The following is a 22,446-nucleotide window of genomic DNA, read 5'->3' on the forward strand; positions in this document are numbered from 1 at the left end:
GCGGCTTATTTCAGCATCTCGGCCACGTAGGCCGTGCCGCCCAGGCGGCGCATGTTGCGCATCACCCGCAGCTGCTTGGCCCGCGCCACCGGTCCGGGGTTGGAAGCCCGAAACCGCAGCGGATTGGGCAGCACGCCGGCCAGCAGCGCCGCCTCAGCTGAACTTACCTGGCTGGCCGATTTGCCAAAATAGCGCTGGCTGGCCGCTTCCACCCCAAAGGTGCAGTCGCCCATTTCGGCCACGCTCAGGTACATCTCCATGATGCGGCGCTTGTTCCACAAAAACTCAATCAGCACCGTAAAATACGCCTCGGCCGCCTTGCGCACGTAGCTGCGGCCCTGCCACAAAAACACGTTTTTGGCCACTTGCTGCGAAATGGTGCTGCCGCCCACGATGTGCGTGCCGTCGCCGTTCCAGTTGCGTTTGGCCGCCTTGGCCAGGGCGTCGAAATCAAAGCCGTGGTGCAGCAGAAACCGCTGGTCTTCGGCCGCCACCAGCGCCAGCGGCACGGTGGGGGCCACCTCGTCCAGGGTCCGGAACTGGTAGCGAATGAGCCGGGGCTCCGCCTGAATGCCGTAGTAGCCCAGGCCCATGGGCGCGTGGGCGCGCCGGTCCAGCATCAGCCAGGTGGCGGGCGGCGCTACCCAGCGGTAAATCAGCACCCACGCCACGGAGGCCAGAAACAGGGCCGCCGCCACTTGCAGCAGCAAACGAGCGGTTTTTTTGAGCAGAACGGAAACGTCGGGAAGTAGCTTGGCAGAAGACATTGGGGCAAAAGTAGCGTGATAAGCGGGGTTTCGCCTTTCCCGCCTACCTTGGCGCCAGCTTTCACCGACGTACTTTCCGCCCGGCAGCGCCAAACCTAATCAAGCACTTCAATTGTTGAGATGCTGGTAGCCCCTCCTCGTTCAGTTCTTCATTTCATGGCCCGCCTGCTCCCGCTGTTTCCGCTTAATCTGGTGGTTTTTCCGGGGGAAAAACTAAACCTGCACATCTTCGAGCCCCGCTACCGCCAGCTGGTGCGCGAATGCATCGAACAAAACATCACCTTTGGCATCCCTCCCTACCTCGACAATTCCCTGAGCGAGCTGGGCACCGAAATGCGCCTTCTGAGCGTGGAACAAACCTATTCCAGCGGTGAATTAGACATTCGCACCAAAGCCGTGGGCGTGTTCCGCATCAATAAATTCTACCGCCAGGCCCCCGGCAAGCTCTACGCGGGCGGCTTGGTCGAAGAAGTGGTGCAAGACGAGGTAGCCGACCCCCTGTTGCGCGAAATCATCACCAAACAGGTCCGGCAGCTTTACGACGCTCTCGGCCTGCGCAAGCTCCTGCTGGAGCTGGCCCCCAACTACTGCATTTTCGACGTGGCCCACCACATCGGCTTCAGCACCGAGCAGGAATACCAGCTCCTGGCCACCACCAGCGAGCAGGAACGCCAGGAAATCGTGCGCGACCACCTCGACAACATTCTGCCCGTGGTCCTCGAAACCGAGCGCCTCAAGGAGCGGGTGCGCCTCAATGGCCATTTCAAAAACCTGACGCCACCGAACTTCTGACCTGAGATTGAACGGTTATTCTTTCAATCCCGCTGGTACGCCCTGCGGATACTCTGCCGCAATTTCTTTCTGCAGCTCGCCGATGCGATTGCCGGGGTCGGGGTGGGTGCTGAGGAATTCGGGGGTGCTGCCCCGGCCGCCCTGCTGCTCCAGCATTTTCATCACCTGAATCATGGCGCGGGGGTCGTAGCCGGCTTTGGGTGTAAAATCCACGGCCAATTTGTCGGCTTCCAACTCATCATTCCGGCTGAAGCGCAGGCCGATGACCTTCGCAATGGCGGCCGCGATGGCCGCCTTGGCCACCGAACTGCCCGGATTGTTGGGGTCATACGACGCAATGGCGGCGGCGCCAGCCAAGCCCTGAGTCAGGTTTGATTTAGCTACCTGGGCGGCCGAGTGCCTTGCCACTACGTGGCCAACTTCGTGCGCCAGCACTCCGGCCAGTTGTGCCTCCGAGGTAAGGTTTTTCAGCAGGCCCTGGGTGATAAAAACCTGCCCACCGGGCAATGCAAAGGCATTAATGGTCTGGTCATCGGCCAAGAGGTGGAACTGAAATTTGTAGGGCGTTTGGCCAGCTTTGGTGCTGCCAATTATTTTTTGGCCCACTTGCTGCACCGCAGCGGTGGCCCGGGAGTCGGGGCTTTCGCCGCCGTACTGTGCCTCCATTTCGGGCGCGGCCTGCACACCCAGGGCTATTTCCTGGTCGGCGCTCAAGTTCACGTGTTGAGTTTCGCCGGTTACCTCATTTTTGGAAGTATTGAAATAGTAGCCGAAAAGCGATACCGCCGCCACGATGAGGCCAATAATAAAGCGGAGATTGAGACGCATGAAAGTGGGAAGTAAAAGTGAAAAATGAAAAAGCCGCGGCCGTAGCCAGCCCTGATTAGGCTGAGCCGAATGCGCTTTAAACGCACTTGTTTCATTCTGGTTATTTTACTTTCCAGCGCCGCCTAGCGCGAGCCGGCAAAAGCTGCCACAGCCGTGTCCAGGTTCAACCATTGCGAGCGGTAGCCAGCGCCTGTCGGCCCGTGCAGATACAGCACGCTCCCACCCTTAATGGCTTGCACGATGGCCGGGGTTTCGGCCACGGGCAAAGCCGGGCAGCCTTGGCTGCGGCCCAGGCGGCCGTGCGCCCGCACAAAATCCTCGCATACGTACTCGGCCCCGTGCACCACCACGGCCCGGCTCTCGGCGTTGGTGTTGAACCCAGGGTCGAGGCCCATCAGCTTGAGCGACAGGCCGTGCTTGCCGGTGTAGGTGGTGGGCGCGGTGCGATAAAAGCCCAGGCTGCTCATTTCAGAGCCATCTTTGTTGGAAAACGCCATCGGCACGTCGGCCCCACTGGCCTTGCCGTGGGCCACCAGCGTATGGAACAACACCCTTGCCTGCTCTACATTGATAACCCACAGCCGCTTTTCCTGGCTGGACCGGCTGAAATCGATGAGGGTGAGCAAGGGTGGACTGGCCGTATGGCTGGCTTGGCGCAGGTTGTAGTATCCCACCAGGCCCTCGCGAAACACGGCCAGCGACAATCCGGCTGGTCCCAGCCCCAGCTTGGTATATAGCTGCGCGGCGCGCTTCTCAAAAGCCGTTTGAAAAAATGCCCGGCGGGCCGCAACCGGCAGCATGGCAAGAGCCGCCGATGACGGGGTTTGTGCAGCCAGTGGCCCGGCAAAAAACAATAACCCCAGAAATAAACGAACGTTAATATCTACTCTAAACATCAATATAATATGGATATAACAACAATAAGAGGCATTTGTGAATAGTTCACTGGAATGCGTAAGACAGCACCGGTCCAAATTTAGTGCTATTTTCGCCTGATGCCCGATATTCCGCCGCCATTTTTTCTTTTTCCGATGCCAACTTCCTTTTTGCTTACCTGGGTGGCCGTTCGCGGCCGTCAGCTGACTGCCGGCGTGGCCGTAAGCGGGCTATTGTTGGGCTGCGGCCACGCGTTGCCCCGGTTGCCAGGCTTCGATGCCGCTACCTGGCGCGCCGACCCTTATGCGTGCCGTGATGCGCGCCGCGCCGCCGTACCTGCCCTTGTGCAAAACAAAGAACAGCTTTACGAGGCCCGGGCCGATGACGTGAACGCCCTGCTTGGCCCGCCCGACGAGGAAGAATTGCGCGCCGGCACCGAAAAGGTCTATTACTACTACCTCGAACCCGGCACCCAATGCAATGCCCGGCACGCCCGCTCGGGGGCCGCGTGCCTCAGCCTGCGCTTCGGCCCGCTGGGCACGGTAACGGAGGTGCTCGCAGACCCGCTCACTCCCAAAATTCCATAAAAAAGGCCCGCCAAGCAATTGGCGGGCCTTTTTTATGGAATTATTATTTGCTAACCCAGGCCATTGCCAGTGCTGGCGGGCGCGGTGGCCGGCTGGCCGTGTTCCTGTTGCAGCTGGCTAAGCTGCGACGGCGTGAGGATACGGCTGCACTCCTGCTCGTACTGAGCTTCCAGCTCAGCGGCTTTGGCGGCGCGGGTGGCTTCGTCGTTCTTGTACTCGCGGTTGATGCTGTTCAGGCCCGCAAGTTTGGTGCGGTTTAGCGGCAAGAGCTTCAGAAACTGTCCTTCGTTGAGGTGCAGATGGTTCACCATGTCCCGGGTTACGGCGGCAGCTTCATTGGCTGTGGCCTTGGTGTTCATGGTTGGGTGTTCCGACAGCCGGTCAGACATCTGGGCTTGGGCAGAGAAAGAAGCTATCGCGAGAAGGAAGGCAATGAGGGCAATGGTCAACTTGTACATAAAAACAAAAGCTTAGCTTGGAAAGGCGATTGGACTTTAGTCTTAACGCTTGCAAGTTATGGTTTAGTTTCTGTTTTCTCTAATTTTTCTTATAGAACCACTGTGGCCTTTGGTTCTGCTGTCAACAAAAACGGCCCCGCAGGTGGTCGTTTAGCAATATTTATTCGCAGTAATAGTCAATTTAATCCAGGCTAGCGATGGGCTGATGGTCAGGGCTTTTGAAGTATTGCATGGCGATAAGTGAGGTAATAACCCCCGTCATCGTGCCCATCAGGATGATTCCCAGCCCGCCGATGAGGACCCCTAGGTCGGCCCCAAACAAGTCGCGGGCCTGAATCTGCTGCACGGCCGCCTTGCTTATGCCACCCAGCAGCCAGAAAAAAGCCCCCAGCAGCGCCGAAGCCGTGAGCGCGGTGACGATGCCCGTGCTGAAGCCTTGGAAATAGGACAAGCGGTTGCCACGCACCCGCTTGAGGCGCATAATGGCCAGTACAATACCGGCAATTAGTATGATAATATCGAGCGCGCCAGCTTCGATGTGCCCCAGAAAGCCGGCCATTGCGGCAACGCCCGTGTATACAATCAGAATCACGGCCGTGTAAAGGCCCATGCGCAGGCCGTTGGTTTCGGAAGTTAGTTGCTGGTCAGCCATGTTCAGAAAAAAATGGAAATGATGAAAAAATCTGGACGCGCTATTAGCCCCGCTTTTTATACTTGCCAAAGGGGCCAGAAGTTTTGCCAAAGGCTCTGTTTATAGCCAGGAGCAGCATTTTTTTACGTTCGGCAGCGGGCACTAATTCACCCACTAGTTAGTTCTTTTTATCAAGCCGGACAACTACTTTTTCGGCGCGGATATCGGCCCGGGTCCTGGTGCGTAATTTTGCGGCTTGCCGCGCGCCAGTGCGCGGGTTTGTTGTGTTACTATTTTCTGACTGAATGATTTCGACCACCAATGTGAGCCTGCGCTACGGCAAGCGCATCCTGTTTGAAGACGTTACCGCTAAATTCCTGCCTGGCAACTGCTACGGTCTCATCGGAGCCAACGGCGCGGGCAAGTCTACTTTCCTGAAAATCCTGTCCGGCGAGCTGGAGCCCAACACCGGCTCGGTGGAAATGCCGGCCGGCCAGCGCCTGGCCGTGCTCAAGCAGAACCAGTTTGCCTACGACGAGCAGCCCGTGCTGCAAACCGTGATTCAGGGCCACCAGCGCCTGTATGCGGTGATGACGGAGAAGGACGCCCTCTACGCCAAGCCCGATTTTTCGGACGCCGACGGGGAGCGCGCCGCCGAGCTCGAAGGCGAATTTGCCGACCTCGAAGGCTGGAATGCTGAGTACGAAGCCGCCGAGCTGCTTTCCGGCCTCGGCATTGTGGAAAGCAAGCACTACGCGCTGATGGCCGACCTTGGGGCCAGCGAGAAAGTGCGGGTGCTGCTGGCGCAGGCCCTGTTTGGCAACCCCGACGTGCTGCTGCTCGACGAACCGACCAACAACCTCGACGCCGAGAGCGTGCTGTGGCTGGAAAACTTCCTCGACTCGTTTCAGAACACGGTGATTGTGGTGAGCCACGACCGCCACTTTCTGGACGCCGTGTGCAACTACATGGCGGACCTGGACTTCGGCAAAATCACGATGTACCCCGGCAACTATACGTTCTGGTATGAGAGTAGCCAGATGGTGCTGCGCCAGCGCCAGGACGCCAACAAGAAAACCGAAGACCGCCGCAAGGAGCTGGAAGAATTCGTGCGGCGCTTCTCGGCCAACGCCTCGAAATCGAAGCAGGCCACCAGCCGCCAGAAGCTGCTGCAAAAGCTGACGCTGGAGGACATCAAGCCCAGCTCACGCCGCTATCCCTACATCGCCTTCAAATCGGAGCGCGAGCCGGGCAATCAGCTCTTGAGCGTGGAAAACCTGAGCGCCAAAGTAGACGGTCAGTATGTGTTCAAGAACGTAAGCTTCACGCTGGATAAAAAGGACAAAGTGGCCATCGTGGGCCGGGACGACCGGGCGGCCTCCCTCCTGTTCGACATCATGTTTGGCGAGGCTACCCCCGAAACCGGCGAAGTGAAATGGGGCACCACCATCACGCCCAGCTACTTCCCCAAGGAAAACAACAGTTTCTTCCAGTCGGGCGATTTAAACCTGGTCGACTGGCTGCGGCAGTACAGCGAAGAAAAAGACGAGAGCTTCATCCGCGGCTTTTTGGGCCGGATGTTATTTTCGGGCGAGGAATCGCAGAAGAAAAGCAACGTGTTGAGCGGGGGCGAAAAAGTACGCTGCATGCTCTCTAAAATGATGCTGCAAAGCGGCAACGTGCAGGTATTGGACGACCCGACGAACCACTTGGATCTGGAAAGCATTACCGCTTTGAACAATGCTTTGCGCGACTACCCCGGCTCGCTGCTGTTTGCTTCGCACGACTTGCAATTCATTGAAACCGTGGCCAACCGCATCATCGAGCTGACGCCTGACGGCATCATCGACCGGCGCATGAACTACGAAGAATACCTGGCCGATGAAACGCTGAAAACCCAGCGCCAGAAAATGTATAAAATGGCTTAGCGTTGAGCAAGGTTGGGAAACCATCGCGGTGGTGTGGCTCCTAGCCTCATTAACACTTCATTACTATTTTCTTAATTTTTCAGAATGAAACGTCATCTGCTTCCGCTGCTACTGCTGGCCGGCGTTGCCTGCCTGCCCGCCCATCGCGCTCTGGCGCAGGACAAGCCTGTGCTGAATTCGGCTCCTCCCGGCCCCACGCCTGCCCCGCCCCGCCCCGTGGAGCCAGCCCCAGCTCCCACGCCTGCTCCTTCGGCGCCAGCTTCTGCCCCCGCCCCGGAGCCCACCTACAGCACCCCCGCGGCCCAGCCCACCCCCGATGCGCCATCGGGCATGAACTTCCCGAACCGGAACCTGCCTCAGAATGGAAGCAAGGAGGACCAGCCCCAAAAAAAGAAGTTTATCTATACCAACATCGGACTGGGCTACTCTTCCTACGACTTTCTGAACCGCTTTAACGTCAGCGCCGCGCCGGCCCTCGGGTTTCGGATTACCGACAAGTTTGCGATTGGCCCCGGCATCTCGTATGCCTACAGCAGCTTTTCCGTGGCCGGCAACCGGCCGTATCCCTACACCCCGGACGGCAACCTCACCTCAACCGGGGCAAATAGCTTATCGACCAGTAGCCTGGGCTTTAAAGCTTTCGCTCAGTACATCGTTTACAAAGAATTCTTTATTCATGCCGAGTACGAAGTAACCAACGCGCAGATTGCGTTTGAAGGCCCCAATAATTACCTGTTTAAGCAAAATAGAACCGTTACTTCTCCGCTTGCGGGCGTTGGGTATCGCTCCTATCTCAGCGATAATGCGGCGATTGATATTGTCGGGCTTTATAATTTCGACAATTCTATTTATTCCTTGTACCCAGGGTTTGTACTGCGCTTCAGCTTGCTATTTAACATTGGCAAATAGCCCCGATTAATTTAATTAGACACAAAAGAGCCGCGCTGTTTCCAGCGCGGCTCTTTTGTGTTTTTAAGCTACCTCAGGTTCTGTGCTATACCGCGCTCCGTCCGCTGATTACGCGGAGCAGAATGGCAATGATTGCAATCACCAACAAGGTGTGAATGATGCCGCCGGTGTAGAAGCCGCCGAAGAAGCTTACAGCCCAGATGATGATGAGGATAACGGCGATGATATACAGGAGGTTGCCCATGGCTGGAGAGAGTGAAGGAGGTGAAAGAAATATGAAGAGAAGTGTCTCTGCGGCATTGTACGCGGGGTCCGATAAAAGGATATAGTAATTGAAAAAATAGTTGGGTTTTTTTCAAACAAAATGGCGGTTGACATTGGTGCCGTAGCTTTGTCACGCCCGGTCAAAGGGCCGCATTTCAATTCCCACCCACTTCTTTTTCCGCTTGTTATGAACGTCGCCGTTATTGGCTCCGGCACCATGGGCAATGGCATTGCCCACGTATTTGCACAGCACGGTTTCTCCGTGGCGCTCATCGATATCAGCCAGCCCGCCCTGGACCGCGCCCTGGGCACCATCACCAAAAACCTGGACCGCCAGGTGGCCAAAGCCACGCTGAGCGAGGACGACAAGGCCGCCACCCTGGGCCGTTTGAAAACCTACACCTCGCTGGAAGCCGGGGTGGCCGGCGTGGGCCTGGTGGTAGAGGCCGCCACCGAAAACGTGGACCTCAAGCTGCAAATCTTCCGCGACCTGGACCAGTACGCGCCCGCCGGGGCCATCCTGGCCTCGAACACGTCGTCGATTTCCATCACCAAAATCGCGGCCGTGACCCGGCGCCCGCAGCAGGTGATTGGCATGCACTTCATGAACCCCGTGCCGGTGATGAAGCTGGTGGAGGTGATTCGGGGCTACGCCACGTCCGATGCCGTGACGGCGCAGGTGATGGAGCTGGCGCGCCAGCTGGGCAAAACGCCCACCGAGGTGAACGACTACCCCGGCTTCGTGGCCAACCGCATTCTGATGCCGATGATTAACGAGGCCATTATCACGCTGTTTGAGGGCGTGGCGGGCGTGGAGGAAATCGACACGGTGATGAAGCTGGGCATGGCCCACCCGATGGGCCCGCTCCAGCTGGCCGATTTTATTGGCCTGGACGTGTGCCTGGCCATCCTGCGGGTGCTGCACGAGGGCCTGGGCAACCCCAAATATGCCCCCTGCCCGCTGCTGGTGAACATGGTGATGGCCGGCCGCCTGGGCGCGAAGTCGGGCGAAGGCTTCTACCAGTACACGGCCGGCTCGAAGGAGTTGGTGGTGGCCGGGCGGTTCCGGAAGTAGCGCACCGAACCTGCCTGTTTAATAAGTAAAAGGGGCCTGTACTTCGGTGCGGGCCCCTTTCTATTACCCGGAAGTGGGTCGTACCAAGGTACGGTGGGCTTCCGCAACCCCAAAAGCGGGGTGTACCGAGGTACGATGGGCTTCCGCAACCCCAAAAGTGGCCCGTACCGAGGTACGATGGGCTTGCGGATGGTCTGGAAGTGGGCCGCACTTCGGTACACCCCGGTTCCGGACCATCGGCAAGCCCGCCGTACCTCGGTACGGGCCACTTTCGGCGTATCCTTTACGTAAGGAAATAACCTCTGCCGCGTCTACCGCGTTGTTATCACAACCAACGAATCATTCCCCTACCCATGCAACATGCAACATTTGGCGCCGGCTGCTTCTGGTGCGTCGAGGCCGTATTTCAGAACCTGAAAGGCGTGGAAAAAGTGGTGTCCGGCTATGCCGGCGGCCGCATTGCCAACCCTACCTACAAGGAAGTGTGCAGCGGCCTCACGGGCCACAACGAGGTTATCGACATCACCTTCGACCCGGCCGTTATCAGCTTCAAGGAGCTGCTGGAAATCTTCTGGAAAACCCACGACCCGACCACCCTCAACCGCCAGGGCAACGACGTGGGCACCCAGTACCGCTCGGCCGTGTACTACCACAACGACGAGCAAAAGCAGCTCGCCGAAGAGTATAAAAAGAAGCTCAACGACGGCCAGGCTTTCCCCAACCCAGTGGTAACTGAAATCACCGCCGCCCCCACCTTCTACCCCGCCGAGGACTACCACCAGAACTATTTCAACCTGCACGGCCACGAGCCCTACTGCCAGTTTGTGGCCCGCCCCAAGGTGGATAAGGTGAAAGCGCTGTTTGGCGAGAAGCTGAGACCGCAGATTTAACGGATTTTTAACGGATTGAACGGATTTTTTGTGGTTTAGCGCGGGGGTGTTTCTGCTGAGTCAGGGCTTTAGACTTTTGACGAAGCGTTTGAATTCTAGGCTTGACGAACCGAAGTTAATGAGTCGTCCGACGGGCAATTTGAATGCTTCCAGGTAATTAATGATTTGTACGTGGTGGGAGGTGAGCAAGCAATCCACTGCTTTTAATTCAACCAGCACCCGTTTTTCAACGAAAAAGTCGACTCTACGAGAGCCGACTTTTCGTTTTCATAGAAGATGGGCAAATCCACTTCGCGCTCAGCACTGATGGCATTTTTATACAGCTCAATTGCTAACGCCCGCTGATAAACTACCTCCGGAAAGCCCCGCCCCAACTTGCGGTGCACGGTCATCGCACAGCCAATAACTGCCCGAGTCAATTCAGTATACTCGGCCAAATCAACCGTCATTCAACGAAGAAAAACAAGCACGGAAGAAAAGCAAGCGGCAAGCGGCGTCCCACGCGGAACCACAAAAAATCCGTTCAATCCGCTAAAATCCGTTCAATCTGCGGTCCTACACCGACACCCCGAAATCCCGCAGCGCGTCATTCAAACTCGTTTTCAAGTCCGTGCTGGGCTTGCGCTGGCCGATGATGAGGGCGCACGGCACCTGATACTCGCCGGCCGGAAACTGCTTCGGAATAGAGCCGGGAATGACCACCGAGCGCGGCGGCACGTAGCCGCGGTACTCCTTGGGCTCGGCCCCGGTTACGTCGATAATCTTGGTGCTGCCGGTAATGGTGACGCCCGCGCCAATCACGGCTTCCTTGCCGATGCGGCAGCCTTCGACGAGGATGCAGCGCGAGCCGATGAAGGCGCCGTCCTCGATGATGACGGGGGCCGCCTGCACGGGCTCCAGCACGCCGCCGAGGCCCACGCCACCGCTCAGGTGCACGCCTTTGCCCACCTGGGCGCAGCTGCCCACGGTGGCCCAGGTGTCCACCATCGTGCCTTCGCCCACGTAGGCGCCGATGTTGGTGTAGCTGGGCATGAGGATGACGCCGGGGGCCAGAAACGCGCCGTAGCGGGCCACGGCGGGCGGCACCACGCGCACCTGCTGGCCGGCGTAGTCGGTTTTGAGCCGCATTTTGTCGTGGTATTCGAAGGGGCCCACTTCCTGGGTGTTCATCTGGCGGATGGGGAAGTAGAGGATAACGGCCTTTTTCACCCACTCGTTAATGGTCCATTCGCCGCCGTCTGCGGTGGGCGGGGTGGCCACGCGCAGGCGGCCTTTGTCCAGCTCTTCGATGACGTGCTCGATGGCGGCTTTGGTGTCGGGGGTTTGGAGCAGGGCGCGGTCGGCCCAGGCGGCTTCAATTTGGGTCTGCAGGTCGGACATGATGCGGAATAAGTGCGCAAGCGGGCCGCCGGAGACTACCGGGGCCGGTTGGCCGGGGCAAAACTACCATCCCGGCCCCGACTTCCGGCTGGCGGCCCGTGCTGTGCGGCGGCGGCCCGGCCGGGTTCGTTGCCCCTTTGGCACCGGCTGCTTCGGGCGCCCGCGAAACGCTTTTCTCAGTAAGCACAATTATTTATACCGATATTACAAGTGCTCCGTATCACCTGGATGGGGCCCGCAAATCTTACTTCTATCGTTACAGTCATGAAAGCCAAAATACTGGTGGTAGACGACGAAACCGACCTGGAGCTGCTGATTCGGCAGAAATTCCGGCGCAAAATCCGGGAGGGTGCGTACGAGTTTATTTTCGCCGGCAATGGCCAGGAGGCGTTGGAGCACGTGGCGGACGAACCCGATATCGACATCATTCTCGCCGACATCCGGATGCCGGTCATGGATGGCCTCACGCTGCTTTCCAAGCTGCACGAACTCAACAAAGTCATCAAAACGGTGATGGTTTCGGCCTACGGCGACATGGCCAACATCCGCACGGCCATGAACCGCGGGGCGTTCGACTTCGTGATAAAACCCGTGGATTTCAACGACCTGGAGGTGACCATCAACAAAACCATCGACGAAGTGCGGCAGCTGCGCCAAACCTTGCGGGCCATCCAGGAAAATAACATCCTGAAAATGTACGTGAACGAGACGGTGCTCAACTTCATGACCCGGCCCGATTTCGAGAACACCCTCATGGCCAGCGAAACCATCGAGGCCACGGTGGTTTTTATCGATATCTGCGGCTTCACGGCCCTGTCGGAGCAGCTGCCGGCGGGCACGCTGGTGCAGCTGCTCAACACCTACTTCGACCAGATTGTGCAGGAGATTATCACGCAGGGGGGCAGCGTCGACAAGTTTATAGGCGATTCGGTGATGGCCGTGTTCCGGGGCGAGTACCACCTGGACCGGGCCCTCGACGCAGCGCTTTCGGTGCGAAGCCTGCTGAAGGCCCCGCCGGCCGGGATGCTGCAAAATATCAGCTACCATCCGGAGGTTTCCATCGGCATCAATACGGGCGAAATGGTGTCCGGCAACATCGGCTCGGCCTCGCTGAAGCGCCTCGACTTCACGGTTATCGGCGACGCCGTGAACCTAAGCCAGCGCCTGCAATCCGTGGCCCACGCCAGCCAGATTATCATCAGCGAAGCCACGTACAAGCGCGTGAAGGAATCCTTCCAATGCCAGCCCGTGGGCGAAGTGAGCCTGAAAAACAAGGCCCGGCCGGTGATGACGTACGAGGTGGTGTCCTAGCCAGCGGGCTTTTCTACGTCTCCCACCGGGGTTGGCGGCGGTTGGCTCGCGCACCAAGGCCCTGCCTAATGCGCCGCCTGGGCCATCTCGTTCTGGTGGCGCAGGCGCTGGCACAGCACCCGCAGGATGCTGTGCAGCACTTCGCTCCGCTCCTCCATCACGTCGTAAAAATCCTCCTGGTCGAGCCGGAAGGCCACCACCGGCCCCTGGGCCACCGCCGTGGCCGAACGAGGCTCGGCATCGAGCAAGGCCAGCTCGCCAAAAAAGTCGCCCTTGTGAAAGGTGGCCAGCTGCTGCGCCCCGTTGAAAATACCCACCTCACCTTCGCAAACGATGAACAGCGAGGTGCCCAGGGTGCCCTTAACGAATATTTCCTGTTCCGGCTCGAAGGAAATTTCTTTCATAATCGGGATGATGGTGCCGAGGATGTTTTCGGGCGTTTCGGCGAAGAGAGCGGTGCCTTTCAGCATCCGCACGCGCTCCGGCGCCGAGACGCAGGAAGTTGAAGTTAGCGTAGACATAAGCAACGGGATTACGGCGGAGTACAGCGTCAGGAATTGGTCGTAGGCGGCAGGGCGCTGCTCGGGCAGCCGTTGCAGCACGGCCACCGCCCCTTCCCGAATCAGTTGTTGGCCGGTTTGCAGGTGCGGGTACAAATAGGCCACGGTGGCGGGCTGGGGGTGCCACTGCCGCAGGGCCAGGCTGATGGTCCAGGCAGAGAAGGCGGCCAGTCCCCGGCGCACAACGGTGGTCGCAATGGGCTCCAACGGAACGGGCGAGCCCAGCAAGTCATCGAAGGTTTGCACCTGGTCGCCAAGGCTGTTGCCATCGAGCAGCGCCTGCAGCCCCCGGTACAGCGGCCGGGGAATCAGCTTATCCAGCAACCCGAGGGCCTCGGCTTGTCGGTGCCCGCCGGCATGGGCCAACCCGCGCTGGGCTTCCAGGATGATGGGGCGGGCGTACACTTGCAGCAGCAATCCGAACAGGCGCAGCTGGCATTGACGCAGCTCGTATTGCAGGGCGGTGCACAGCTCGGCAGCAGCCGCCACCATGCCGTGCAGCAGGTGTTGCGCAAACTGAAGCTCTTCTTCAATAAGCCGATGAAAAAGGGGCGCATCGGCCGGCACGGTGGCAAAGTGGCTCAGGGCCCGCAACGCGGCGGCGCGTGCCGGCAGGTTGGCCGTCTGGGCTATTTCGACCAACAGCTGCCGGGCCGCGGCCGTATCCATGCGCACGCAAACCTGCGCCAGGCGCTGCAAGCGGCGGGCGTCGGTTTCCTGAGCCAGGGCTTGCTTGAGCTGGGGCAAGCCGGCCTCCCCAAGCTCCACCAGGCTATCGACGGCCGCCTCCCGCGAGGCCTTGACGCTCAGCATGGCAATCAGTTGGCCGGTCACGTCAGGCCCGGGCGTGTTGGAGGTGGGTTCGTCGGCTGTTGGCTCTATTTGCGCTTGGTGTGCGCCTTTGAGCAGAGCGCGTTCCAGAAAGTGCCGCTGAGCCCGGCGTTTCCGATAGACCCGCAGCAGGAACAGCGCCCCCACTGCCAGCAAGCTCATGCCCAGCCACGGGCCCCACTGCCGAACCGAGGGGGGCACATTCGCGAGCACCAGGGCCGGGCCGAAGACCAGCTGAATTGTCTTCGGTTTCAAGGGTTGCACTCTCAGAAAACGGCTCCATTTTTCCATGAGAATCCATTTAGTTAAGCCCACCCGCCGCTGGAAAGCCACAATTAGCTTGCCGAACGCGGCGGCCTTAATGCAACGCGCGCTTCTTTACTAAGCCGCCTTTCATGTCGCTGATGCTTTGCATAAAGACGAACGCCTGGGGGTCGATTTTATGAATTTCGTCGGTCAGATTGACCACCTCCAGGCGGGTAATAATCGTGAACACCGCCTCCACTTTCAGGTGCTGGTGGCCGTGCGAGCCGTACCCCTGGGTACATTCGTAGACGGTAGCCCCGCGGTGCAGCTTATCGGTAATCAGCTGCCGGATTTCGGTGCTGTGGAAGGAGATGACGGTCAGGCCCGTGTATTCTTCAATGCCCACGATGATAAAATCCACCGTTTTAGCCGCCGACAAGTACGCCAGGATGGAATACAGCGCCGTTTCTATTGACAGCAGCCACGCCGCCACGCCGAAAATCACAATATTGATAATCAATACGATGTCGCCGATGGAGGCCGGCAGCCTGCGGCTCAGGTACACGGCCAGAATTTCGGTGCCGTCGAGCACGCCCCCGCCGCGCATGGCCAGGCCCACCCCAGCGCCCAGGAAAAACCCGCCAAACACGGCAATCAACAGCTTATCCTGCGTGAGCGGCGGAAACGACACCACCAGCAAGGCCCCGGCCAGCGCCAGAATGGTGAGCAGGGTCTTTATCGCGAATTTCCGCCCCAGGTGGTAGTAGCCCAGCACAATGAAGGGCACGTTGATGACTAGAATCAGAAGCGACAACGACACCCCGGTTAACCGGCTGGCCATGAGGGCAATACCGGTTACGCCGCCGTCAATGAACCCATTGGGCAACAGGAAGCCTTTCAGCCCCAGCGCGGCCGAAAAAACGCCAATCAGCAGCAGAAGGCTGTGAACTACGCCCTGCCGCAACCACCGCAGCGGAAGAACCTGGGGCAAGCTGTCAGCCCGAGTGGTAAATGTATTTGCATCCATATTGCAATTTAAATTAACTACTTATTTTTTGCATTCTCTGCATAGCGCCTTTTTTTCATGCGCTGGCTGAGCAAGACAAGGCCCGTGGCCTCAAGCGTAGGCCACGCGGCAAGCCGCTGCAAAGTCATTCCCGCTTGCCCACCCAATGGCTCGGCCAAAGGCGCGCACGGCCAGTCAGGCCCTGCTTTGCATGGGTACCTGGCAAACAAAGCCCGTTATGCAGGTTATTTTGCGTCGGTAGTCAGTGACGGGGCCGGTGCTGGAGTCGGGGGGATATTTTGCAGCCGCACCAGGGCCTGCTCGCCAATGCGAAACGGTGCCCGGAGTGTCAAGGCGATTTCCACCGGAAAGTTGTCCTCCGGAACAGCAGGCACGACGCTAACGACGCCGGTCACCACCCGGGTCGGGCGGTCGGCCACCCACACGCTCACCGAATCGCCCACCCCAATGCTGCCCCACCGCTGCCGGGGCAGCTTGATAGTTACCACCAGGTGGTGAAGCCGGGAAATGGTGGTGATGCGGGTGGCGGGGCTTATCTCCTGCCCTTCGCTCACCAGCCGAGGGCCCAAAAAGCCGTCGTGAGGGGCCAGCACATAGTTTCGGGTGTATAATTTCACCAGCAGCTGGCCTCGGTGCACGTACTCACTTTCTGCGAAGAAAAGTTGCCGGATGCGCCCGGAAATCCGGGCCGGCACCGGCTCTTCGCCCCCGGCCCCCACCACGCCCGCCGCCAAAATCTCCGTTGAGTCGGGAGCCGCGGCCGTCACGGCCACCGCCGAACCGGGTCTCTCCTTAGTAGGCATGGCGCACCGCACGCACCCAAGTGCCAGCAAGCCAACCGCAGTGCCCACCACGAGTATTTTTTGCTTCGGTTTCATGTCGTCATTTCGGTTGAGGTCCGTCGGCGGGCCATTGCTGAGGCTTGGGATTGCTCCGGCCGGTTGAGGGAACGTGCGGCGGCGCGTTCGCGCGAGGGTGCCATCCACCAGGAAAGATACGGACTGTTTTGCTCTTGATAAACCCGTTAGCCTTCCTTTGAAAAAGCTGGCGGTTCGAATACGCTCAAAATCTAGCATCTTTGGCCCGTGCTTGGTTCTGAAAATTCTCCGTTGGTGGTGCTGCTGGCGTCGGTATTGAAGCCGATTGATGACACCCGAATGTATGGGAAATTTGCCGCAACGCTGCTCGGCCGCCCGCATACGCAAATACACGTGGCCGGACGCGGGCCAGCCGGCTCGCCCCCCCCTGGTAAAACGGGCCGGCTGCACCAGCACCGCATTTTCGACGGGCCGCGCCTGAGCCTGGGCCGGCTGGCCGCCCAGTGGCGCTACTGGCGCCTGCTGTGCCAGTTGTCGCCCGCGATGGTCGTTGTGCACGCCCCGGAACTGCTGCCCCTCACCCTGCTGTGGCAAAGGCTGGGCCGGGAGCGGAAATTTCTTTACGACATCCGCGAAAACTACGCCCTGAACATCTCGACCCAGCGCGTTTACCGGGGATTGGCGCGCCGCTTGTTGGCCGCTGGCCTGCGCTGGGTCGAAACCCGGGCCGCCTGCCGGGCGGCCGGCCTCATCCTGGCCGAGGCCAGCTACGCCGACGAACTACCGTTTCTGTCAACCCTGCCCGCCCCCCCCGTCGTCATTCTGGAAAATAAGTACCAGCCGGCTCCGGAAGAGGCACTGCCCGCCAAACCACGGGAGTTACCGCCGTTTGCTGAGCCCCTGCGGCTGCTGTATTCGGGCACTATTTCGGAGCTGAATGGCGTGTGGGAGGCCATTGCCTTCGCCGAGCAACTGCGCGTGGCGTGGCCCGGCGGGGTGCTGCTCACCGTTGTGGGCTTTTGCCAGCAGCCGGCGCTACTGCGGCAGCTCCAGGAAAAAGTGGCCCAACGTGCTCAGTGGCTGACGCTGCTTGGGGGCAGTGAGCTGGTGCCCCACGCCCGCATCGTGGCCGAAATTACCCGCAGCCATCTGGGCCTGCTGCCTTATCGGCCCCACCCCAGCACGGAACACTGCCGGCCCACCAAGCTGTTTGAGTACCTGGCCCACGGGCTGCCCATCATCTCCTCGCTCAATCCACTGTGGGAAGCCCTGCTGCACCAATATGACGCTGGACAACCGCTCAATTTTGCGCAGCCAGTCAATGGCCCGGCGCTGGTGGCCCAGCTGCGGCGCAGCATTTTCTATCCTGCCGGCGTCCCTACCGACGTCCTATGGGCGAGCGAAGGCAAAAAATTGTGGCTTTTGCTGGATTCTGCGATTTAACCTGCCACCTTTGCGCCCCTTTTGCGTCAGCTGTGGGGCTTGGCAATTCGCCCGGCACCGTGCTTTTGCTTCATTCTCTCACTTAGAATTCCCACTCTATTTTCCGTCCTCATGGCAACTTTACGTCACGCTTACATTGCCGGTGTCGGCCACTACGTCCCGAGCCGGGTGGTCAAGAACGCGGAGCTGGAGCCCATGATGAACACCTCCGATGCCTGGATTCAGGAGCGCACCGGCATTCAGGAGCGGCGCTGGTTCGAGGAAGGCAAGGACACCACGGCCAACATGGGCGCCAACGCCGCCCGCAAAGCCCTGGAGATGGCCGGCCTCCAGCCCAACGACGTGCAGCTGATTGTGTTCGCCACGCTCTCGCCCGACTACTTTTTCCCCGGCTCCGGCGTGCTGATGCAGCGCGAGCTGGGCATGGCCAACAACTGCCCGGCCCTGGACGTGCGCAACCAGTGCTCCGGCTTCATCTATGCCCTCTCGGTGGCCGACCAGTTCATTCGCACCGGCATGTACGAAACGGTGCTGGTGGTGGGCTCCGAAATTCATTCCTCCGGCCTCGACAAAACGCCCGAAGGCCGCGGCGTGTCGGTTATTTTCGGCGATGGCGCGGGCGCCGTGGTGCTCCGGCCCAGCACGCAGGACGGCCAGGGCATCCTCAGCACCCACCTGCACGCGCAGGGCGAATACGCCGAGGAGCTCATCGTCCGCGAGCCCAGCTCGAACCGCGACAACCGCGTGGACTACATCATGAATAACCGGCAGGACCTGTACCCCTACATGAACGGCCAGAACGTGTTCAAGCACGCCGTGGTCCGGTTTCCGCAGGTCATCAAGGAAGCCCTCGACCAGAACGGCTACCTGCCCGCCGACATCGACATGCTGATTCCGCACCAGGCCAACCTGCGCATCACCCAGTACGTGCAGCAGAAAATGGGCCTGAGCGATGACAAGGTATTCAGCAACATTCAGCGCTACGGCAATACCACGGCCGCCTCGGTCCCCATTGCGCTGAGCGAAGCCGTGCAGGAAGGCAAAATCAAGCGCGGCGACCTGGTGTGCCTGGCCGCCTTCGGCTCGGGCTTCACCTGGGCTTCGGCGCTAATCAAGTGGTAATTTTTTCATTTAACATTTATCAATTAACATTTAACAAGCCATTGTTTGATTCTTTGGGCCTTGCATTCGCAGTGTTGCGAAATTGGTCTATTGCCAAATGATAAATGTTAATTGTTAAATGACCCTATGCCGAGTCATACCGAGGAGAATTACCTCAAAGCCATTTATAAGCTGGCCGAGGCCGAGCCCGATATGGCCGGCGTCAGCACCAACCGCATCGCGGCGGCCCTGACCACCCGCGCGGCCTCCGTCACCGACATGCTGCGCCGCCTTGCCGAGAAAGGCCTCCTGGCCTACGAGCGGTATCGGGGCGTGCAGCTCACCGCCGAAGGCCAGCGCCTGGCGCTGCTCACCATACGCAAGCACCGGCTCTGGGAAGTATTTCTGGTGCAGCAGCTCGGCTTCAACTGGGACGAAGTGCACGAAGTAGCCGAGGAGCTGGAGCACGTGCAGTCGCCGTTGCTCATGCGCCGGCTCGATGCCTTCCTGGGCCACCCGGCCCTGGACCCGCACGGCGACCCCATTCCCGCCGAGGACGGGGCCATTCGGCGCCCCGCCCACCGCTTGCTGGCCGACCTTGGCGTGGGCGAGCACGGTACCCTGGCGGCGGTCAAAAACACCTCCGTTCCCTTCCTGCAATACCTCGATAAAGTGGGTCTGCAGCTCGGCGCTTCAGTTGAAGTACTGGATAAGGTCACATTTGATAACTCCTTCGAAATCCGCATCAATCGCGAGCGAACAACATTAATTTCAGCCGAAGTGAGCCGTAATCTGTTTGTGACGGAATGAGCCCGCTATTCTCCGATACCATTGTCGCCCTCTCCACGCCGCCGGGCGCAGGAGCGCTGGCAGTAATCCGCCTGTCGGGTCCGGCAGCCATTGCCACCACCGCCGCTGTTTTCTCCAAAAAGCGCCTGACCGAAGCCGCTGGCAACACCCTTCACTACGGCACCCTGCGCGACCCAAATGGCGGCGAAATCCTGGACGAAGTGGTGGTGGGCCTCTTTCGCGCGCCCCGGTCTTTCACCCGCGAGGACGTGGTCGAAATCAGCTGCCACGGCTCCGACTACGTGGTGCGCCAGGTGCTGGCCCTGCTCCTGCGCCACGGCGCCCGCCTGGCCGAAGCCGGTGAGTTCACGAAGCGCGCCTTCCTGAACGGAGCAATGGACCTGGCCCAGGCCGAAGCCGTGGCCGACCTCATTGCCGCCGACTCGGCTCTGAGCCACCGCGTGGCCCTGAACCAGCTCCGCGGCGGCTTCTCCCAGGAGTTGCGCGACCTCCGCGCCCGGCTCATCAAGTTCGCCGCCTTGCTGGAGCTGGAGCTGGATTTTGGCGAAGAAGACGTGGAATTTGCCGACCGCACCGGCCTTGCTCACCTGCTGGCCGAAGTGCGCGGCGTGGTGACCAGGCTGCTTCGCTCCTTTGAACTCGGTAACGTCATCAAAAACGGCATCACCGCCGTTATCGCCGGCCGGCCCAACGCCGGCAAATCAACCCTACTCAACGCCTTGCTGCGTGAGGAGCGCGCCATCGTTTCGGCCATTCCCGGCACCACGCGCGATTTCATCGAGGACGAAGTGAACATCGACGGCCTGCGGTTTCGGTTCGTTGACACCGCCGGCCTGCGCGACAATCCGGCCGACGAAGTGGAGGCAATCGGCGTAGCCCGCACCCGCCAGCGCGTGCGCCAGGCGGCCTTGTTATTGTATCTGTTCGACTTAACCGAATTGACTCCAGCCGACGTGCACGCCGAAATTCAGGAGCTAACGGCAGGCCTGGACTTGCCCGTTTTAGCCGTCGGCAACAAAACCGACCTTGCTACCCCAATCGAAATAGCCGCTTTTGAACTGGCATTTCAAGCCAGCCTAGCACTTCAAGCATCCGAGCCCCCGCTGGTGCTTCTGGCTGCCGGCCAAAACCACGGGCTTGACGCACTGCAAACAGCGTTGCTGCTGCTGGTGCGGGGCTCGGCGCTGGAAAATACCGGTTCCGCCACCATTGTCACCAACGTGCGCCACGCCCGGGCCCTGGAAGTGGCTGCCGCGCACCTTGCCGCCGTGCAGGCCGGCCTCGACACCGGGCGCGGCACCGAGCTATTGGCTGCCGACCTCCGCCACGCCCTGGCGGCTCTGGGCGAGATTACGGGTGAAATTTCCTCCGAAGACCTCCTCACCAGCATTTTCACTCAATTCTGCATCGGCAAGTAATTCCTGATGAATTCTAACCTGGAGCGTTTTGGTGTAAAATCTTCGCAATCGATGCCATTGGCCTCTACGGGTTTTTTAGGGCTTATTAGCGAAACCAAGGGCCGGGTTCTTTTGTACTGAATGCGCCCAAACGGCCGGGAAATTTCCCGGCTTACGGCTTATGACTTAGTTTCGCACTCTATTTCCCTCACATTCCTCCCGCCCATGGCAGAATCTGCTGAACTTATCCTCGACGGCAAATCCATCTTCTTGCCCGTCATCGAAGGCACCGAACACGAAAAGGCATTTGACATTGGCAAGCTGCGCGACCAGACCGGCTACGTCACCCTCGATTCGGGCTACAAAAACACCGGCGCCACCAAAAGTGCCATCACCTTTCTCGACGGCGAAGAAGGCATTCTCCGCTACCGCGGCTATCCCATTGAGCAGCTGGCCGAAAAGTCCAGCTTTCTCGAAGTAGCCTACTTGCTGATTTACGGCACCCTGCCGAGCCAGAAGGAGTTCGACGACTTCAAACACCAGATTACGCAGCATACCCTCATCCACGAGGACATCCGCAAGATTCTCGACGGCTTCCCGTCGTCGGCCCACCCCATGGGCATCCTGTCGTCGCTAATCTGCTCGCTGACCGCCTTTTACCCCAAGAGCATCGCGCCCGAAATCAGCAAGGAAGAGCTGGACCTGAACATCGTGCGCCTCATGGCCAAGATTTCGACCATCGCCGCCTGGAGCTATAAAAACTCGGTGGGCCACCCGCTCATCTACCCGCGCAACGACCTCGACTACTGCGCCAACTTCCTGTACATGATGTTCAGCTTCCCCACCGAGAAGTATGAGCTCAATCCCGTGGTTGTCAGCGCTCTCAACAAGCTGCTCATCCTGCACGCCGACCACGAGCAGAACTGCTCCACCAGCACCGTACGCCTCGTGGGTTCGGCCAACGCCAGTCTCTACGGTTCGGTTTCGGCCGGCATCAACGCCCTGTGGGGCCCCCTGCACGGCGGTGCCAACCAGGAGGTGATTGAAATGCTGGAAGCCATTGAGGCCGACGGCGGCGATACCAGCAAGTGGATTGATAAGGCCAAGGACAAGAACGACTCGTTCCGCCTCATGGGCTTTGGCCACCGCGTGTATAAGAACTTCGACCCCCGCGCCACCATCATTAAAAAGGCCGCCGACGAAGTGTTGCAAGCCCTTGGCCTGCAGGACAGCCCGTTGCTGAAAATCGCGCAGGAGCTGGAGCAAGCCGCGCTCACCGACCAGTACTTCATCGAGCGCAAGCTGTACCCGAACGTGGACTTCTACTCGGGCATTATTTACAAAGCCTTGGGTATCCCCACCGAGATGTTCACGGTAATGTTTGCCCTGGGCCGCCTGCCCGGCTGGATTGCCCAGTGGAAAGAAATGCGCGAGAACAAGGAGCCCATCGGCCGCCCCCGCCAGATTTACACCGGCGAACTGGAGCGCGACTACAAAGCAATAGACGCCCGCTAGTC

General features: G+C 59.5%; 22 protein-coding genes and 1 pseudogene. 12 read left to right on the plus strand and 11 right to left on the minus strand.

Translation table 11 applies throughout. The features are described 5' to 3' along the window. Positions 1-5: 5 nt before the first annotated feature. A complete protein-coding gene (mtgA, locus tag J4G38_RS04170) occupies positions 6-767 on the minus strand; it encodes a monofunctional biosynthetic peptidoglycan transglycosylase (RefSeq protein ID WP_210515324.1) in 762 nt (253 codons plus the stop codon). 156 nt (positions 768-923) lie between these two features. On the opposite strand from mtgA, the gene J4G38_RS04175 reads away from it, so the two are divergent. Continuing rightward, entirely contained in the window at positions 924-1,559 is a 636-nt protein-coding gene (locus J4G38_RS04175) for an LON peptidase substrate-binding domain-containing protein (RefSeq protein ID WP_210515321.1), read from the plus strand. 15 nt (positions 1,560-1,574) lie between these two features. Here J4G38_RS04175 and J4G38_RS04180 read toward each other — a convergent pair whose 3' ends face one another. After that, complete coding sequence (locus J4G38_RS04180; protein ID WP_210515319.1) at positions 1,575-2,387, minus strand: M48 family metallopeptidase; 813 nt, start codon at positions 2,385-2,387, stop codon at positions 1,575-1,577. A 122-nt stretch (positions 2,388-2,509) separates the two neighbouring features. After that, complete coding sequence (locus tag J4G38_RS04185; RefSeq protein ID WP_210515316.1) at positions 2,510-3,187, minus strand: murein L,D-transpeptidase catalytic domain family protein; 678 nt, start codon at positions 3,185-3,187, stop codon at positions 2,510-2,512. Between the two features lie 231 nt (positions 3,188-3,418). On the opposite strand from J4G38_RS04185, the gene J4G38_RS04190 reads away from it, so the two are divergent. Beyond that, positions 3,419-3,850, plus strand: a complete 432-nt coding sequence (locus J4G38_RS04190; RefSeq protein WP_210515314.1) for a hypothetical protein — start codon at positions 3,419-3,421, stop codon at positions 3,848-3,850. 50 nt (positions 3,851-3,900) lie between these two features. On the opposite strand, the gene J4G38_RS04195 is transcribed toward J4G38_RS04190, so the two are convergent. Beyond that, a complete protein-coding gene (locus J4G38_RS04195) occupies positions 3,901-4,308 on the minus strand; it encodes a hypothetical protein (RefSeq protein WP_210515312.1) in 408 nt (135 codons plus the stop codon). Between the two features lie 181 nt (positions 4,309-4,489). Further along, entirely contained in the window at positions 4,490-4,960 is a 471-nt protein-coding gene (locus J4G38_RS04200; RefSeq protein WP_210515311.1) for a DUF4199 domain-containing protein, read from the minus strand. 284 nt (positions 4,961-5,244) lie between these two features. Between J4G38_RS04200 and J4G38_RS04205 the strand changes: the two genes are divergently transcribed. Beyond that, positions 5,245-6,867: an ABC-F family ATP-binding cassette domain-containing protein gene (locus tag J4G38_RS04205; RefSeq protein ID WP_210515308.1), complete on the plus strand. Its 1,623-nt coding sequence runs from the start codon at positions 5,245-5,247 to the stop codon at positions 6,865-6,867. Between the two features lie 84 nt (positions 6,868-6,951). After that, positions 6,952-7,776 (plus strand): hypothetical protein, encoded by an 825-nt coding sequence (locus J4G38_RS04210; protein ID WP_210515306.1) that lies wholly within the window; start codon positions 6,952-6,954, stop codon positions 7,774-7,776. An 85-nt stretch (positions 7,777-7,861) separates the two neighbouring features. Here the strand turns inward: J4G38_RS04210 and J4G38_RS04215 are convergent, their stop codons facing one another. Continuing rightward, positions 7,862-8,020, minus strand: coding sequence for a lmo0937 family membrane protein (locus J4G38_RS04215; protein WP_210515303.1), 159 nt, complete (start codon positions 8,018-8,020; stop codon positions 7,862-7,864). A 207-nt stretch (positions 8,021-8,227) separates the two neighbouring features. Between J4G38_RS04215 and J4G38_RS04220 the strand changes: the two genes are divergently transcribed. Together J4G38_RS04220 and msrA are read left to right on the plus strand one after the other, a co-directional pair. After that, complete coding sequence (locus J4G38_RS04220; protein WP_210515300.1) at positions 8,228-9,115, plus strand: 3-hydroxyacyl-CoA dehydrogenase family protein; 888 nt, start codon at positions 8,228-8,230, stop codon at positions 9,113-9,115. Positions 9,116-9,468: 353 nt separating this feature from the next. Further along, positions 9,469-10,005 carry a peptide-methionine (S)-S-oxide reductase MsrA gene (gene msrA / locus J4G38_RS04225; RefSeq protein ID WP_210515298.1) on the plus strand — a complete coding sequence of 179 codons (537 nt, stop codon included), beginning with the start codon at positions 9,469-9,471 and terminating at the stop codon, positions 10,003-10,005. Positions 10,006-10,065: 60 nt separating this feature from the next. Here msrA and J4G38_RS29115 read toward each other — a convergent pair. Together J4G38_RS29115 and J4G38_RS04235 are read right to left on the minus strand one after the other, a co-directional pair. After that, positions 10,066-10,454, minus strand: a pseudogene (locus J4G38_RS29115) (GxxExxY protein). A gap of 106 nt (positions 10,455-10,560) precedes the next feature. Then, complete coding sequence (locus J4G38_RS04235) at positions 10,561-11,385, minus strand: 2,3,4,5-tetrahydropyridine-2,6-dicarboxylate N-succinyltransferase (protein ID WP_210515295.1); 825 nt, start codon at positions 11,383-11,385, stop codon at positions 10,561-10,563. 264 nt (positions 11,386-11,649) lie between these two features. On the opposite strand from J4G38_RS04235, the gene J4G38_RS04240 reads away from it, so the two are divergent. Further along, entirely contained in the window at positions 11,650-12,696 is a 1,047-nt protein-coding gene (locus J4G38_RS04240) for an adenylate/guanylate cyclase domain-containing protein (RefSeq protein WP_210515293.1), read from the plus strand. Positions 12,697-12,761: 65 nt separating this feature from the next. Here the strand turns inward: J4G38_RS04240 and J4G38_RS04245 are convergent, their stop codons facing one another. The 3 genes from J4G38_RS04245 to J4G38_RS04255 all read right to left on the minus strand — a co-directional run bounded on the left by J4G38_RS04245 (position 12,762) and on the right by J4G38_RS04255 (position 16,238). Further along, the gene (locus J4G38_RS04245) at positions 12,762-14,342 is read right to left on the minus strand and encodes a cyclic nucleotide-binding domain-containing protein (RefSeq protein ID WP_210515291.1); all 1,581 of its coding nucleotides are present in this window, start codon (positions 14,340-14,342) and stop codon (positions 12,762-12,764) included. Positions 14,343-14,445: 103 nt separating this feature from the next. Then, positions 14,446-15,324, minus strand: a complete 879-nt coding sequence (locus J4G38_RS04250) for a YitT family protein (RefSeq protein WP_226163140.1) — start codon at positions 15,322-15,324, stop codon at positions 14,446-14,448. Positions 15,325-15,584: 260 nt separating this feature from the next. After that, a complete protein-coding gene (locus J4G38_RS04255; RefSeq protein WP_210515286.1) occupies positions 15,585-16,238 on the minus strand; it encodes an efflux RND transporter periplasmic adaptor subunit in 654 nt (217 codons plus the stop codon). A 207-nt stretch (positions 16,239-16,445) separates the two neighbouring features. Between J4G38_RS04255 and J4G38_RS04260 the strand changes: the two genes are divergently transcribed. The 5 genes from J4G38_RS04260 (at position 16,446) to J4G38_RS04280 (ending at position 22,444) form a co-directional block, all read left to right on the plus strand. Continuing rightward, entirely contained in the window at positions 16,446-17,621 is a 1,176-nt protein-coding gene (locus J4G38_RS04260) for a glycosyltransferase family protein (protein ID WP_210515284.1), read from the plus strand. Positions 17,622-17,732: 111 nt separating this feature from the next. Further along, positions 17,733-18,743: a 3-oxoacyl-ACP synthase III family protein gene (locus J4G38_RS04265; RefSeq protein ID WP_210515282.1), complete on the plus strand. Its 1,011-nt coding sequence runs from the start codon at positions 17,733-17,735 to the stop codon at positions 18,741-18,743. A gap of 126 nt (positions 18,744-18,869) precedes the next feature. After that, positions 18,870-19,532, plus strand: coding sequence for a metal-dependent transcriptional regulator (locus tag J4G38_RS04270; protein ID WP_210515279.1), 663 nt, complete (start codon positions 18,870-18,872; stop codon positions 19,530-19,532). After that, on the plus strand, positions 19,529-20,950 hold the full coding sequence (gene mnmE / locus J4G38_RS04275; RefSeq protein WP_210515276.1) for a tRNA uridine-5-carboxymethylaminomethyl(34) synthesis GTPase MnmE: 1,422 nt from the start codon (positions 19,529-19,531) through the stop codon (positions 20,948-20,950). The genes J4G38_RS04270 and mnmE overlap by 4 nt, the downstream gene beginning before the upstream one ends. A gap of 204 nt (positions 20,951-21,154) precedes the next feature. Continuing rightward, a complete protein-coding gene (locus J4G38_RS04280) occupies positions 21,155-22,444 on the plus strand; it encodes a citrate synthase (RefSeq protein WP_210515274.1) in 1,290 nt (429 codons plus the stop codon). Positions 22,445-22,446: the final 2 nt, after the last annotated feature.

The organism is Hymenobacter terricola (assembly GCF_017921975.2).
GTDB classification, from domain to species: domain Bacteria; phylum Bacteroidota; class Bacteroidia; order Cytophagales; family Hymenobacteraceae; genus Hymenobacter; species Hymenobacter terricola.

Excerpts from the sequence above, each read along its gene's own strand:
- J4G38_RS04270 (WP_210515279.1), top strand. The coding sequence starts at position 18,870 with ATGCCGAGTCATACCGAGGAGAATTACCTCAAAGCCATTTATAAGCTG.
- J4G38_RS04240 (WP_210515293.1), top strand. The coding sequence starts at position 11,650 with ATGAAAGCCAAAATACTGGTGGTAGACGACGAAACCGACCTGGAGCTG.
- J4G38_RS04195 (WP_210515312.1), bottom strand. The coding sequence starts at position 4,308 with ATGTACAAGTTGACCATTGCCCTCATTGCCTTCCTTCTCGCGATAGCT.
- mnmE (WP_210515276.1), top strand. The coding sequence starts at position 19,529 with ATGAGCCCGCTATTCTCCGATACCATTGTCGCCCTCTCCACGCCGCCG.
- J4G38_RS04175 (WP_210515321.1), top strand. The coding sequence starts at position 924 with ATGGCCCGCCTGCTCCCGCTGTTTCCGCTTAATCTGGTGGTTTTTCCG.
- J4G38_RS04180 (WP_210515319.1), bottom strand. The coding sequence starts at position 2,387 with ATGCGTCTCAATCTCCGCTTTATTATTGGCCTCATCGTGGCGGCGGTA.
- J4G38_RS04215 (WP_210515303.1), bottom strand. The coding sequence starts at position 8,020 with ATGGGCAACCTCCTGTATATCATCGCCGTTATCCTCATCATCATCTGG.
- J4G38_RS04205 (WP_210515308.1), top strand. The coding sequence starts at position 5,245 with ATGATTTCGACCACCAATGTGAGCCTGCGCTACGGCAAGCGCATCCTG.
- J4G38_RS04190 (WP_210515314.1), top strand. The coding sequence starts at position 3,419 with ATGCCAACTTCCTTTTTGCTTACCTGGGTGGCCGTTCGCGGCCGTCAG.
- J4G38_RS04220 (WP_210515300.1), top strand. The coding sequence starts at position 8,228 with ATGAACGTCGCCGTTATTGGCTCCGGCACCATGGGCAATGGCATTGCC.
- mtgA (WP_210515324.1), bottom strand. The coding sequence starts at position 767 with ATGTCTTCTGCCAAGCTACTTCCCGACGTTTCCGTTCTGCTCAAAAAA.
- J4G38_RS04255 (WP_210515286.1), bottom strand. The coding sequence starts at position 16,238 with ATGAAACCGAAGCAAAAAATACTCGTGGTGGGCACTGCGGTTGGCTTG.
- msrA (WP_210515298.1), top strand. The coding sequence starts at position 9,469 with ATGCAACATGCAACATTTGGCGCCGGCTGCTTCTGGTGCGTCGAGGCC.
- J4G38_RS04235 (WP_210515295.1), bottom strand. The coding sequence starts at position 11,385 with ATGTCCGACCTGCAGACCCAAATTGAAGCCGCCTGGGCCGACCGCGCC.
- J4G38_RS04280 (WP_210515274.1), top strand. The coding sequence starts at position 21,155 with ATGGCAGAATCTGCTGAACTTATCCTCGACGGCAAATCCATCTTCTTG.
- J4G38_RS04210 (WP_210515306.1), top strand. The coding sequence starts at position 6,952 with ATGAAACGTCATCTGCTTCCGCTGCTACTGCTGGCCGGCGTTGCCTGC.
- J4G38_RS04265 (WP_210515282.1), top strand. The coding sequence starts at position 17,733 with ATGGCAACTTTACGTCACGCTTACATTGCCGGTGTCGGCCACTACGTC.
- J4G38_RS04185 (WP_210515316.1), bottom strand. The coding sequence starts at position 3,187 with ATGCTGCCGGTTGCGGCCCGCCGGGCATTTTTTCAAACGGCTTTTGAG.
- J4G38_RS04200 (WP_210515311.1), bottom strand. The coding sequence starts at position 4,960 with ATGGCTGACCAGCAACTAACTTCCGAAACCAACGGCCTGCGCATGGGC.